We start from the raw sequence: 14,124 nt of genomic DNA on the forward strand, positions 1-14,124 counted from the left end.
TACCCAAAGTAATCACTCCCTATATTGGTTGGAATTAGCTACTACCATTGTAAGTGATTGCTTTGGGCTTTTTAATTTCTGTTCGGATTAATTATAGAATTTGCCCAAGTGAAAACATCTCCCTAAATAAAAACAAAGTTAATGATATCACAACTGATTTTAAACATAAATAATATGCTTCTAATGTGATGAATTGATTATTAAAAAAGGTGGAAGACTTAGGATTATTTTCAATATGTGTATCACATATATGATTACGCAGAATAACGTTTTGAAAAGGCAAATAAACATCGTTATTTTAGGATAACCGTAGCCAAATTCGTAGCCAGAAAAAATAATAAGCGTCGATTAATGGCTATAATAGGGTGATATAGCTGTTTTTGATGACAATAGATTTAAGACCTGTACTCTCCTTCAATTAAGTGTGTTAATTATCACGGAACCCCGTAAAACGTTGATTTGACGGGGGGGTTATTTTTGATTAAACGGTGAAAATCGGTGGAAATTGATATAATGGTGCATGTTTTGGTACACATTAGCTATTTTTACTCTTAAATTAGCCGTTGAGTCGTGTACTTTCGTGCACTTTCAGATACTGGGTATCATCACCAGCCGCTGATGTCTTTTGAATAGGTCGCAAGTCTGATGGCCACTTTTCGCCGACAAAATCAGTATAAGTGATGGTCAGTTGGGTGTGCGCTCGAATCTGCTTGATTAGCGATTCCAGATAGACAAGATCATCTGTCTCTACAGTGTGCAAGGGGATTGAGCGAGAACGCTTCTTAGGATGGGCCACATACATAAGAAAGTTGAACGTGTTGGAGTAGTGATTGAAAACCACATTAATCTGATAACGGGTGTTGATGAGCCGTTTGAAGCTTGCGTCAATTCTCTCATTAATAACTTTTGCATCATTTTCTATTTGTATCACTAAATATCACCTCATCATCATTATGCTGTAGCCACAGTTGTAGCGCAGAATGCGTATTTAGTGATCACAAACTGCTTTCTACTATTATAATGGCCAAACAGCGCAGCCGTTGATCCTTTCTCTGCACGATAGAGAAAATCTAAGGCATGGACGTGTACTAAACAATTGATTAGCTCGTTTGTCTTGGAGTCACGTATCTTTACATAAGGAAGCAGGGGGCTTAGTTTGATAGTTCGGGGGTCGCTTTCAAGGATTCCATTAAGTGGTTGTTGTTCCATAGCTATCACCTCATATTTGATTATACGAACAAATGTTCTTGTGGTCAAGCTCGATTCAATTGGGTATAATTGAGCAGAATTAATGAGAGATAATAGGTAATATTTATGTTTTATTGAGGACTCCTGACACCTAGCTGGCACCTTGAAAAATAGAGGTTGCTACAGCAACCCTAAGAGCAGTTTTCGACTATTGAGTGGGAATAATTCCCATAAACAAGTTAAGTCTTGAACGCTAATAAAACGGCATTTCGAGGGGCTATACCTAGTCGAATTTGGTTTAAAATCAAGTAGTTTCCTACCAAAAAGCACGACCTTCTGTTTAAAGGGGGGCATGCTTTTTTTGGTTCTGCTGTTTATTTTTGGAAAGTTATCAAGAGGTCGATAGCTTTTCTGAACGTAGCTAGAGTATCGTCAAATCTATTCCGGTAGTCGTCTTTGTTCAAAAATAACAGAATGAGGGCTAAAGTCTTAATTTTTTGAATGAAAGGGACTAATTAGCCCAATACATTAAAATTTAATTGAACTATTAGGATTAGTAAATTATTATTTAGGAGTGGTGATGAATAAAGGTGATTATTATAGATGAATAGGGTTAATAACGATAAAGCTGGTGTAAGCTATAAGTGAATTATGAAGCCGATAATTTGGCAGTGTAATTACATAAGTATCAAACTAAGGAACTTAATTACTGTACAGCCGCGAGATATGGATGACTTATTGAGACTGCTGAATTAAGGTTTAGAGCTTGCTTAAAGCAAACAAACGCCCAACTGGACTCAAGAGGGTAGGATCAAAATCAAAGGAGTTTTTAACAATGAAGAAAATGAATCACATTTTAGTTACCACCGTGATGGCATTAACCATGGCGGGCGGTACAGTGGTACCAAGCGCTGTTGCCTCAGCTGCAACGAAGACTGGTTATAGTCGGATTCGAAAAGTAAGTACGTGGAACCATGCCAAGTATCGGGTCAAGAATACTAAGGGCCGGAGTTACAAGATGACGGGTACTACTAAGAACGTAAAATTGAAGACCAATCATTATTTGAAGAATTATAAGAAGAATAAGTGGACTCGAACGAAAATCACTCAGATTAAGCACAAAGGTAGTTGGATGGTCTATTACTATATGACACCAATTACGAAAAAGAAGCATGCTGGTGGTTGGGTTAAATTAACGGACATGAAGCCAGTTAAGACCTTTAAAGCATCCGAGCATGTTGAGGCTGATTTTGACACGTGGTATCGAACATTAACAAACACGGGTCGTACGCATTATGCACACAGTACTGATGGCGCTGCTCTTAATGGGTTAGGTGATCCAGCACAATTTCCTGATACAGCTAGTATTTACTTCAAATAACATAATGTCATGTTGAAATTTGCTATCTGGCAAAAATCAAAGGAGTTTTTAAATTGAAGAGAATAAATGTTGTGTTTACGGCCTTTGCCGCCATATTAACGCTCGGTGGTAGTTTAGTCCCTGCCACACCAGTTAATGCTAGTGCCAAATATCGTCGGACTAAGATTGTTAAAGCTAAAAAGGTCAATTACGTTGTCCGAAACAAAAAAGGTAAGACCTATAAATTTAGGGGCAGTGCCAAGAAGCTGACCTTGAAGACCAATCATTACCTGAAGAACTATACCAAATCAACCTGGAAGCGCACCAAGCAAACCAAGGTTTACCGTCAAGGTAAGAAAAAGCTGGTTTACTACTATTTGACGACCTCTAAGCATAAAGCTGCTGGCTGGGTTAAAAAGTCTGATTTAAAGGTTAAGCGTGCTAAAAAGGCAACCGCGGTTACTAAAACTAGTTCTAGTGCCAAAGTGGTAAAGCAAACGACTACTAAGCCAACCAAGTCGACTAAAAACAAGCAGGCCGCGGCAAGTGCTAATGCCAAAGCTGAATCTGAATCAAAAAAAGAATATTATGCCCGCGTGGGAACCCGTGGTGCTGGTGGTGGCAAAATGCCTTCAGTCTGGGACTAGATTGACCAGTCTATCTGACTCGCAAAGTTCTACCAGTAATGTTGTAAACAGACATAAAAAGGGACAGAGACTAACCGAAAAATTCGGCAGTCTCTGTCCCTTTGTTTTCAGGTTTGCGTTGGACTTGACACGTATGTTAAAATTAATTTACTTAAACAAATTTACCTGCCACAACACCAAATTAATTTTCAGATTTTTACAAGTCTGTTTTTTATTTAGCGGCGGCGTTAAGCTAGCTTTAACCAATTCGGTTGAAGTTAGCTTATTTTTTTGCTTAATTTTTGGGGAGTGACTAGCGTATGGAAAAGGTAGCAGATCCGTTGTTAAATAAATTACAGTTGTTGCAAGATTTGAAGTTTCTTATCGACCAAGGTTCGGGTCATCGTCTTGATTACAGAAGATTTCGTATTTTTGAAATTAGGCTGACTACTGGTGTGATTGATCTGGTAGCCGAGTATCAGATGTACGCGAGTAAGTATACGCTCACCGAGATTGCCAACCTAATTGTTCAGAAGTACCAACTATAGTTTTAAAATCTTCAAAACACTTTCCGCGACAGTCTCGCGTTGCTCTTCTGGCAGGGACTTTAGGTAGGCAATTAATTCTAAAGTATGGATGCCAGTTAGTGAGTCATCTGTGAAGAAATCGCTCAGTGTTAGGTTCAGAGCCGATGCAATCGACTGCAACTTGTTAAGGCTGATATTCTCGAGTTCTCCACGCTCTATTCGTGATATTAAACTAACGGAAACGCTAGCTCGTTCAGCTAATTTTTCAATGGTCAAGTCTAATGATCGTCGTTTCTGATTCACTAGTTTACTAATTGAGGTTTGCATGATTGGCTATCTCCTAATATGGCGTTAAAGCTAACCATAATAGAGTCTTTATACCATGAACAGAGAAAATAAGATTGTTTTAGCTAAAAAATAAGGAAAATAATACAGTTTTGCTCTATACTGTACTATAATCACTTATTTTGAAGTAAGTGGAAAATTATCGGTTAGGAGGAGTGATCTATGAATCAAAAAATCGTGGGAATGTTTAAACGGGTGTTTTTGACCTGAAGCAGCGGTTTAGGGCAACTCGCATCGTTAGGTTAATTTCTGTGGCATCCTCGTGAGTTGTCGGTACTTAGATATTTTGAAACCGGAAACTGATACATTTAATAATCGTTGATTCAAAACTGAAAGTTAATTACTGAAGGAGAACCAAACTTATGAAAAAAAGACTTATTGCAGTTATTCTCACTATTACATTAGTTGTCATGGGGGCCAGCCTACTGGGATCGCCAGCAACCGCATCAGCATCAGCCAAATGGCAATTTGGAACTCCCAAAAAGGTTAGAGGTCTGTTTCGTACGAAAACGGTTAAGCACCATTATAACGAACTCAACATTGCCCAAAACGTCGTGTACAACGAAATTCGCAAACCCAACTGGCCTGCAGAAAAAAGTGGGAAAATCACCTTTCTGCTGATGTGGCGGGTACCATCTCGCAAGCTTAGCTCACACCTTTATCAAATCAAAAGCGTTACCCGGAATGGCAAGCATGTTCGCTATTACATCAAAACGTTTAGTCATAATCGCCTAAAGATTTCGAAAACCATGGCATTTGCAAACAAGCCTTACTATCACAGAACTAAGAACTAATCATTCATTGCATAATAACAGCAATTTTTTAGGAGGAACCAGCCATGAAATTTAACTGGATAAACAAAGCGACGACCATCTTACTGAGCAGCATTTTAGTAGGGGGCGTCGTCATCACCACCGTTCCCACGTTCACGACCCAAGCACAAGCCTATAACAATGAAGACGCGCCAATCAGTTATCAAGTTTTTAAGGATGACGAAAATAGCGTTAAACAAATTGTTAAAAAGGCCAGTCCTAAAGTACAACAACAACTCAATGCTGCCTTCTTTAAGCGTATGGAACAAAAGCCGGTCAATGCGTATGGTACCTACGCTGACTTCTCGGACGTCATGCATGTTCTGGCAACACACGCGGTCAGTGAACTTGGCCGAAACGGTCAGGTGACCCCAGCATTTAAGCAGGACTATCAGGCAATGTTGGCTGTTTATGCTCAGTTCAAGGGACGTTTAGACTTTGATTACCAAAATGCTCTCAATAATGATATTGATGACGCTGATCAGCAAATTGCCGAAAATAATGTTGATTCCGATAGCATTGGCTATCTTGGTGATGATTTCATTCAATACTTTGAGACGAACATCCGGCCGGATAAGGTGACTGGTGTCCCAAGCGTTCAAAGCAAGATCACCAAGTTGACCGCTAAAAAGACGTCTTCTAAGAAATACGTTAAAGTTTCTGGGACTGTGAAGTTAGGCAAAAAAGCCAACTATGCTCAGATCAAGACGTATAAGGGAACCCGTTATGCAAAACTGAACGGTGCACACCGTTTCAGTCAAAAACTTTACGCGCCTAAGGCCAAGAAAGTCAGTGCCACCATTGGTTATTATTCACATGGCCATTTCTCTCGCGTAACCGCCACTAAGAGTGTGCACGTTAAATAGCTGTCGGCTAATGGGCGGAATTCAGCCTGTCAAAGGCTCCTAAATTAAGCACTGTTATAGCTGTTAAAGCTGTTAATTATATTTATCTCAATACGGACCCCTCAACTCGGTGGGTAATCATTCATACAATGCCGGTAAAGCCGTGACATTTCATTGGATGTTGACTGCAATGTCATTGGAATTGGTGCCGATTGAACCAAAGATAATACTGCGGTTTCAAACGCTGCCATTCTTGGCGCCCAATAACAGCTAGCCTAATCTTTTTACTCATGCACTAAAAAGAGACTGGAATTTTATCCCAGCCTCTTTAAGTGCACTTTAATTAGGGATTTTTGATTGCCTGATGCTGTACTAACAGCGTTTCACGCACACACCATTACCTTCAAACCTCGCTACACCAATTTACTGCATACAAAGGTGGGAGCTTACATGAAACGACTTATCGAGAGCCTGGCCGTTGTTGGACTAGGCCTCTTTCTGGGCATGGTACCCGGTGGCGTGGCTCACGCGGCAACCGCTACCACTTCGTCTGAATCTGCTGATTCGTCAACAACGTCGAGTCCCCAAGCTAAGCCCAAGGCCCAGCCGAAACAACCAGTGACCTACCGCAAGGTCTTTGGTAAGCAGACGGTTAACTACTACACCAAAATCGGGACTAACCGAAAGCACAACTACCAGGTGTACCAAACGGGTGGGGCCAAGTCTTCAGCTAAGAATATGAAAGCTATTTCGACTGGACGATACTACGCAAATAAAAAAGTCCACGTTACCCGCGAAGAAAAAATGGGGGATGGGACTTGGTTGAAATTTACTTACCAGCATACCCAAACGGGCTGGATTCACCGCAACGGGACCGTCAAGTCCTATCGGTGGCTCAACGTTCCCTTGATTGCCCAACGTCCAGAACTTCCTACTGGGTGTGAAATCACGGCGACGACCATGATGCTCCAGTACGCCGGGGCTAAGGTCAGCAAGATGTCGCTGGCTAAAGAAATGCCGCGGAGTTCCAACCCCAACAAGGGATTCGTTGGCAGTCCTTATCGACGTTCTGGCTGGTGGATCTATCCTAAAGGCCTCATGAAGACCGTTAAGCATCATATCGGCTCGGCCAAGAACATGACCGGGGCTTCATTTAAACAGATGAAAGCGCAAATTAATCAGGGTCATCCCGTGGTTATCTGGGTCGCCGGGGTCGATGGCTTTGTAAACCATGCCATCACGCTTTCAGGCTACAGCAGTACGCGGGCTTACTACAATGATCCGTGGACCAAGCGAAAAACCAGCATGACCCTAGCTAGTCTGCATAAGCACCGCAAGCATGATGCTTATCGGGCTTTGAGTTACTAATTTGGTATTCATTCAATCATCTTACAAAGGAGTAGAACGTAATGAAGAAAAAATGGCTATCCACATTACTCGTCGTCGCCGGTCTGACCAGCGTGGGCATGACGACCACGGCGCAAGCTAAGACCAGTTACTATACCACTAACCCTGGTATCATCCGGGTTAAGAAGACGGTGGCCTATTACAAGGACGCTGCTAAGAAACATCACGCGGCTACGGTTCATAAGGACCACTATGCCAAGATTTCTAAGGTGGTAACGGTCAAGGGGCACGCGCCCGTTTTAAAGACCAACACTGGCAAATACGTGACTGCTAACAAGGCATTCGTTGCTAAGACGAAGGGCTACCAAAACCCGAAAAAGTATTATCAGGTCAATTACAAGCAGATCAAACCTTACGGTAAGGTCGGGTATACGGTCAAGCGGGGCTACGAAGGCATCAAGACTTGGAAGATCATGCGCCGCTTAGGCACCGCTAATGGTTACAACAAGTACAATTCGGCAACGGTCTATGCCGTCAAGAATTTCCAACGTAAACATCACCTGAAGGTCACGGGGACGGTGAACGAAAAGACCTGGGTCAAACTCGGATTTTCTAAGTCTAGCTGGAAGAGCATTGATTCATACGTCGCGCCATTAGGTGCCCATGCTTGGAATGGCCGGACTGACCATATCGAGGCAATGATCAAGCAAGCATACAAGTATAAGGGAAATCCTTACCTGGTAGGTTCTTCCTCCAAGCCAGTTTATGGCACGGACTGCTCTGGCCTTGTTATGCAGGCGCTTTATGCGGGTGGTATCAACACCAAGCCAATCAGTTCCATCCATCACGCTTACCCAGGCAATGAATGGAATTCCCGTAACCTGTGGGCTAGCAAGAAGTTCCAACACGTTGCTTACAGTCACAAGAAACGCGGCGACTTGGTCTTCTATTACCAACCTGGCACCCACACGATTTGGCACGTTGCTATTTACTTAGGCAAAGGTAAGGTCATCGAAAGCTGGCCACCACGCATCATGGTTCAACCAATCAAGAACGGTCAACGCTCAAACGTGGCGGGAATCGCGCGTGTTTTCCATTAAGCTTTAAACAGTTTGATAGGTGTAACGGCGCTTTGTCGATGGATATTGATGGAGTGGTCGTGAAGGGGAGTCAATTTATTTTCGAATTGATTCTCTTCTTTTGCGATGAATTTAGGTTGATTTACCAGTGTCGATGCTGGTGAACAGCCAACCTAATATGAAGAAAACGGCAATTTTTTTTAGTGTATTTATGGCCCAATAGTGCTATGGTTAATCTTGTTCTTAAATATATAAGATGGGAAACTGGTGGAAACTACATAAGGTTTACTGATCTTTAAAATTTTAAAGGTGGCGGTTTATAATGAAAAAATTAACGAAGCACATGTTACTGGCCTTGGGTGTGGCCGCGTTACTTCTGCTAGGAATTGGTGGAACGACTGCTCAGGCGTCAACGACGACAACCTTCCAGCACAAGAGCACGACCGTTAAATGGCACAAGGGGACGCCTAAGAGTGTCCGTGGTAAGTTTAAGACCAAGCATTACGGGGCTGACCTGATGATGGAGACTAAGATTCGGGCGAAGTCTATCTGGTTCTGGGGGTCAGGCATGCCCGTCCAAAAGGGCTACAACGTGCACTACAAAAAGACTCGGCATAATCACTACGTTATTCGTTACGATGCCCACGCTTCAGGGATGTTCAAGGGCGGTAAGAAGCTGAAGATGTCCGTCGTCAAGGTTGGCAAGAAGAGCATTAAGGTCTTTGGGTACAGCAACGTTTTCCACAAGTATTAGACTATCATTCTGAGAAGCACGGTTGCCGGTATCTGGTTAATCGTGCTTTTTCGTGTGTTTTACTGAGATGGTATAGTCGAAGCCCGTTGTGAGAGAATTGCAAAAGCCTGCTAGCTACGTCAAAGTAGTTAGTAGGCTTTTAGGGCACATTTGGAAGTTGAAATGTTAGTCAAAAGTTTCCATGATGAATGAATTTAATGACCGTTTCTGCTGATTTAGCGGTCCATTTTCTGTGGTACCGTAGTCAGGATTCAAATCGTTGTCTGAGCCGAAGATAGGTTCAATATAGTACGAATCAGCGGTATCAAAGATCGGTGTGATGGCGTTGTCGGCTGAATCAAAAGCCGATTGCTTAGGCTCACCACTGGCAATTGATTTAGCCGAGTAGGCAAACGTAAACTGAGTGAAATCATCCTTCCCTTTTTGAACGAAGCCCAATCCCTTAGTGGTGTACTTGGTCTGCTTAACCTGAGCAAAGGTTGATCGAATGGCTTTGCTGAAAGCCTTGTATTCCTTGGCCTGCTTCAGCTTGTATCCCGTGATCTTAGCGACCTTGTAGCCGTTTTCTGCCGTCTTGATTGTGACCACGTGCTTGGCCCCTAGCGCCGCTTTGAGTAACGCTTCGTAGTTTTTATCGCTGGGGGTCGCCTTCAGCTTTTTTCCAGCTTGTTTGACTTTAGCTGCCTGAATCTCCGCCTTACTCGGCCCCTTGTGCGCGGTTGAATCTGAATGTGAGCAACCTGCTAATAACAAAAATGAGGCAATTGCTAAGGTGCTTAATACTAATTTTTTCATCTTTTCCTCCATGTTTGACCGTCAGCCTGTAAGCTTGGCGGACTCGTCAAACTCAATAATAGTTCCCGAAAATAGCGAGCAAAAATTAGCTTACCATAGATTAATTGTCCGGTCATTACGCAGTATAACTGGGATGGCGAACTTATGGGGTGGACTAAAAATAATTAACATAATATCTAATTTTCCTTGGTGAAGTCTTCTTGACGGGCGTGGGGCAATGGTCATGCTATGATTGGCGTGTTCGGTAGATGACATCTAAGAGGGAGAATCATGAGAAGATGAAAAATATATTATTGGCATTAGCAGTTGTCACAAGCATCGGCGTAGGCAGTCTTAGTAGTAGCTCAGCCGACGCAAGTTCCTGGCATAAAGGGGTTCCCAAGGAAATCCGCGGTAATTTTGGGACCAAAGAATATGGGGCGAGCTTAACCATGGGATGTACTTTCCGGGCTAAGGCTCTGGTCTTTGGAGCCTCGGGGATGCCCACCCAAGTTGGCTATAACGTCCATTATAAGAGGCTTCATCGTCATAGTTATCTGCTACGCTACGATGCGTACGCCAATGGTTTGTTTAAGGGCGGTAGAAAATTGAAAATGCCAGTGAAACGGGTGGGCAAGAACTTACGGGTGTTCGGGTATAAGATTATTTTCTACAGAGAGTCGGTTCACGCACACAAGTAGATTTACCGTAAGCAACCCATTGAGACCAATTAAGCTCTCGATGGGTTTTAGTAACCTTAAGATGCGGTGGCAGCATTGACCCTGTAACCGCACTAGAAAATAATGGTGTGATTCGATAAATGTTTATTCCCTACATAAAGTTTTACGTTTTACTCACCTAAATACGACCAGGTCATAAAAAAATGAGCACCCACACCCCGTCCGTAGAGCTAAGCGTAACGGGGGTTCACTTAACGTTGCAATAATATTCGGTAACAATAACGTTTTAGGGGATTGAATGTCTCTCACAAACTGCCTATAATGGGTAGTAATAACAGAGGTAACGACTATATTTGACATCACATTACCTGAGCTTGGTCATGTTAAGAGGGGGACCAATCATGAAGGATTATGAACGTAAAACACATTTCAAGATGTACAAATCACATAAAGGCTGGCTAGTTGCTGGGATTACCGTCACCAGTATGGCAGTGGGTATCGTCGCTGGGCCACAGGCAAGTCAGACCGCACAGGCTGATGATAACGCGCCAACCACCACCGTAACTACTTCCAGTCAGTCAATGACTGGCGGTACGCAAGCCAAACTACCGGCTGCGCCAGCGACGGACAAGTCGACTGGTAGCGATAATGGTGATAAGACACCAGCACCAGCCGCTCCGCAGAAGCCAGTAGTTGAGTCTACGCCCGTCCAGCCAGCTGATAGTGGCACGCCGGCTAACGATGGTATCGTTACGACAAAGGAGACCTCATCTGGTCAAACGACACCGGCACCGGTTGAACGACCGACTGCTAGAGCTGCTAGAGCCGCCGTGACGACCGCTACACCCGTTAAGACCGGGATTTCTGTGCAGGATACCGATGATTTAACCAACAAGGTAGCTGCTACACCAGCCTTTAACATCAGCAAGACTGATCAATTGCAATATACTTATAATCACGAGGATTCTGCCGGGCATAACACGGACTTAAGAGTTGTCGATGGCTATGATGCTGATCATCAAGTGCAGGGAGCTGGCACTTGGCTAGGTGAGACGTATGCGAACCAGATTGCCCAGGACGCAAAGGGTGTTGATCCAGTTACGTCGGCTAAGTACGGGACCCAACTCATGTACATCGATGAATGGCTGCCAGATTATGGACTCCAATACTTTCTCTGGCAGAATAACTATGCCAAGACGTATGCCACGATTGCTGACTTTCGCAACAACTTCTCGAAGGCTGAGTTAGCAACGCTTACGTCCATTTATTCGAACGATGATTTACAAGCCGCAGCTGGCAATCAGCCAACTACTTACTATCAGAGCCTCATGGCCATGCAGACACTTGAAGGCTTACAAAATGCGGTCAACCTGCAGGTATTAGATATTTCACCGAACATGTATGTTAGTTTAGCAGCGTATGGAACTTATGAAAAGAACAGCAACCTTTGGGATATTCGGGCGTTAAGTGGCCTGAAGAACCTACGTGAGGTTCGGTTACCAATGGCTGCCATCAATGATATCTCAGCGTTAGGAAATCACGATAAGCTGACTGCGGTCGGTTTGATCGATAACCAGATCACGGATATTTCACCACTGGCGACGGATAAGAACCTCTTGATTTCAAACGCTAACCTGATTAAGCAGCACGTGCTGTTAGCACCGATTAAAGTCAGCGATAAATTGGCTAAAGAGGCCAACACAACTGACACAGGAATGCTGACCTACACGACGCCTTCTTTTATCATTAAGGACCTGACTGCCAGCAACCTGCCAATTCAGGGCTTTGATAATGCCAGTGATCTGACATATCCTTCTCTGTACCCGTCTAGTTCTGATGCCGGCAATCTGAACAGTAACACGTTGACCTGGTATAACTTATTAAATAGTACAGATTCCACGTACGGTAGTCTGTCCACCACCTGGAGTGACACCAACAGTGACTTCGCCGGTTACATCATTCAGCCGTATGAATTGGCTGCCAATGTCAGCGATTTAAACGTTAATATTCAGCTGTTACAAGCTAACGGCCAACAGTTGAACTTGGCGCCAGCTACCCTGATTTCTGGGGAAATTGGGTCAAGTGTGAACGTCCAAGAGAATGCAACCGTCCAGACGTTATTGAACCAACAATTGTCTAAGGGTTACACGTTCTCCGGACTGATTTTGGATGGTACGGGCCTGTATTCCGACTACGTGGCGAAGAACGGCAAGGCCAATGCGCAAGCGTCCTGGAGTACCACGCTGGGTGACGAATCCAAGAACTGGACGATTCTATTTTACAAGGACGTCATGCCCTGGACGTTGTCAGTTGGTTACGGTGTGAAGGACGCCAGTGGCAACTACACACCAATTACGAACGCGGATGGTACAGCCGTGACCGCCAATTACAAGGGGACGTCAGCCGATAAACTAGCTTTGACCGATTATGAAAAGGACTTTGACGACTACGTTTACACCGGTGCAGAAACGAGTGCCGATGGTCAGACCTGGACTGATATTAGTCAGGCGGCTGATATTCCTTATGTCAGCGACATTCAAGCAGTTCGGATGGTTTACGCCCAGGCTAAGAAAGCCACGGTGACAATCAAGGATGCTACCACTGGTAAGACGCTTCAGGTGTTGGATGCGACGACCAATCCTGAACTGAAGGGGGCCATTGGGTCCACCAGTTCCTTTGATTCCAACACGGTGATTGCACCTGAACTGGCCAAGGGATACACGGTGGTCAGTGATACCACGAAGAATGCTGACGGTACTAGTGCCATTGTTTTCGCCAAGGATGCTACGGCTAACTTGAACTACACGATTACGTTGGCGCACGCTTTTAAGACCGTTGAGCAGGCCGTTCACGAACAGATCACGTATCAAGATAAGCAACAAAAGACAGTTGCTGCGCCAGTAACTAAGACGGTGAACTTTGCCACAGTGACGGACCAAGTCACCCAAGACGCCGTCACCTACAGTAAATTAGATGCTACGGCGACGCCTGAATTAGACGCCACTGGTAAACCCACTGACACTAGCTGGGTGGTTTACCAAGCGGGTAGTAATCTGGCATTCGCTGCGGTGAAGAACCCAAGTGTGACTGGGATGCACGTTGTTTCAACGACTGACCCAGCCAACGATTTGACACAAACGGTGGCCCAGCCAGTAGCACCAACCACCGCCGACCTTAGTTTTGTCGTCACCTATGAGGCTAATCCAACATCTGGTGGCGGTGACAATGGTAATAACGGTGGTGGAACCGTTACGCCACCAGTGACACCAACCACACCAACTCCTGGCAACAATGGTGGAGCCGCTGTTAAGGTTGCACCTAAGAAGCCAACGAAAGTGACGAAGGGAGCCAAGCCAAGTCAGGGTGGCCAAGCGGTTATCGTGAATAAGAAGACGACCCGCGGAGCTGGCCATCAGGCTGGTGCTACGGTCACTGCCGGTGGTCAAGGGGCAAAGGTTCAGTCCTTGACGGCGCCAGTAGCGAAGCCGGCTACGGCATCAACGACGGATTTGAAAGCGGCTCAGTTGCCACAGACTAATGAACAGCAACGTAACGGGTTGGCCGTCATCGGTTTAGCTCTGTTAGGTGTTTTGACTAGTGTCGTGGGCTGGAAGAAACGTCGCTTCTAAGTTTAAGCTTGCAATTACAATAAAGGCCCGGGATATTGTCCCCGGGCCTTTATTGCGTCCAATTTATTTTGGCTCTTTGTCAACCGGTGTTGATGAAGGGATTTTCAGAGGTTCAATTCACTTTCGAATTGGACCTCTTTTTTGTATTCTGATTTTGA

Annotated in this window: 14 protein-coding genes; 10 read left to right on the forward strand and 4 right to left on the reverse strand. The window is 44.4% G+C overall.

Going from position 1 to position 14,124, the window contains the following annotated elements:
* Window positions 1-556 precede the first annotated feature (556 nt).
* Complete coding sequence (locus EKM75_RS12280) at window positions 557-931, reverse strand: acetyl-CoA carboxylase (protein ID WP_125694905.1); 375 nt, start codon at window positions 929-931, stop codon at window positions 557-559.
* Between the two features lie 20 nt (window positions 932-951).
* Window positions 952-1,209 (reverse strand): hypothetical protein, encoded by a 258-nt coding sequence (locus EKM75_RS12285; RefSeq protein WP_125694907.1) that lies wholly within the window; start codon window positions 1,207-1,209, stop codon window positions 952-954.
* A gap of 814 nt (window positions 1,210-2,023) precedes the next feature.
* On the opposite strand from EKM75_RS12285, the gene EKM75_RS12290 reads away from it, so the two are divergent.
* From EKM75_RS12290 to EKM75_RS12300, 3 genes are all read left to right on the forward strand, one after another.
* Entirely contained in the window at window positions 2,024-2,569 is a 546-nt protein-coding gene (locus EKM75_RS12290; protein ID WP_125694909.1) for a hypothetical protein, read from the forward strand.
* A 53-nt stretch (window positions 2,570-2,622) separates the two neighbouring features.
* Window positions 2,623-3,195 (forward strand): hypothetical protein, encoded by a 573-nt coding sequence (locus EKM75_RS12295; RefSeq protein WP_125694911.1) that lies wholly within the window; start codon window positions 2,623-2,625, stop codon window positions 3,193-3,195.
* Between the two features lie 299 nt (window positions 3,196-3,494).
* Window positions 3,495-3,722 (forward strand): hypothetical protein, encoded by a 228-nt coding sequence (locus tag EKM75_RS12300; RefSeq protein WP_125694913.1) that lies wholly within the window; start codon window positions 3,495-3,497, stop codon window positions 3,720-3,722.
* Here EKM75_RS12300 and EKM75_RS12305 read toward each other — a convergent pair.
* Complete coding sequence (locus EKM75_RS12305) at window positions 3,717-4,028, reverse strand: helix-turn-helix domain-containing protein (protein WP_125694915.1); 312 nt, start codon at window positions 4,026-4,028, stop codon at window positions 3,717-3,719. The two genes, EKM75_RS12300 and EKM75_RS12305, sit on opposite strands and share 6 nt — an antisense overlap.
* A gap of 380 nt (window positions 4,029-4,408) precedes the next feature.
* Here EKM75_RS12305 and EKM75_RS12310 point away from each other — a divergent pair, with 380 nt between their 5' ends.
* From EKM75_RS12310 to EKM75_RS12330, 5 genes are all read left to right on the forward strand, one after another.
* The gene (locus tag EKM75_RS12310; protein WP_125694917.1) at window positions 4,409-4,840 is read left to right on the forward strand and encodes a hypothetical protein; all 432 of its coding nucleotides are present in this window, start codon (window positions 4,409-4,411) and stop codon (window positions 4,838-4,840) included.
* 44 nt (window positions 4,841-4,884) lie between these two features.
* Complete coding sequence (locus EKM75_RS12315; protein WP_125694919.1) at window positions 4,885-5,724, forward strand: hypothetical protein; 840 nt, start codon at window positions 4,885-4,887, stop codon at window positions 5,722-5,724.
* Window positions 5,725-6,153: 429 nt separating this feature from the next.
* Complete coding sequence (locus tag EKM75_RS12320) at window positions 6,154-7,071, forward strand: C39 family peptidase (RefSeq protein WP_125694921.1); 918 nt, start codon at window positions 6,154-6,156, stop codon at window positions 7,069-7,071.
* 98 nt (window positions 7,072-7,169) lie between these two features.
* Window positions 7,170-8,150 carry a DUF5776 domain-containing protein gene (locus EKM75_RS12325; protein WP_382339248.1) on the forward strand — a complete coding sequence of 327 codons (981 nt, stop codon included), beginning with the start codon at window positions 7,170-7,172 and terminating at the stop codon, window positions 8,148-8,150.
* Between the two features lie 301 nt (window positions 8,151-8,451).
* Window positions 8,452-8,883, forward strand: a complete 432-nt coding sequence (locus EKM75_RS12330; protein ID WP_125694925.1) for a hypothetical protein — start codon at window positions 8,452-8,454, stop codon at window positions 8,881-8,883.
* Between the two features lie 165 nt (window positions 8,884-9,048).
* On the opposite strand, the gene EKM75_RS12335 is transcribed toward EKM75_RS12330, so the two are convergent.
* Window positions 9,049-9,678 carry a hypothetical protein gene (locus EKM75_RS12335; RefSeq protein WP_125694927.1) on the reverse strand — a complete coding sequence of 210 codons (630 nt, stop codon included), beginning with the start codon at window positions 9,676-9,678 and terminating at the stop codon, window positions 9,049-9,051.
* Window positions 9,679-9,956: 278 nt separating this feature from the next.
* Here EKM75_RS12335 and EKM75_RS12340 point away from each other — a divergent pair, with 278 nt between their 5' ends.
* Both EKM75_RS12340 and EKM75_RS12345 read left to right on the forward strand, forming a co-directional pair.
* Entirely contained in the window at window positions 9,957-10,358 is a 402-nt protein-coding gene (locus tag EKM75_RS12340) for a hypothetical protein (protein ID WP_125694929.1), read from the forward strand.
* Window positions 10,359-10,738: 380 nt separating this feature from the next.
* Window positions 10,739-13,966, forward strand: coding sequence for a mucin-binding protein (locus EKM75_RS12345; RefSeq protein ID WP_164508802.1), 3,228 nt, complete (start codon window positions 10,739-10,741; stop codon window positions 13,964-13,966).
* The last annotated feature ends 158 nt before the right edge of the window (window positions 13,967-14,124 follow it).

Origin of the sequence: Levilactobacillus tongjiangensis (genome assembly GCF_003946345.1) — a bacterium.
Classification (GTDB): Bacteria; Bacillota; Bacilli; order Lactobacillales; family Lactobacillaceae; genus Levilactobacillus; species Levilactobacillus tongjiangensis.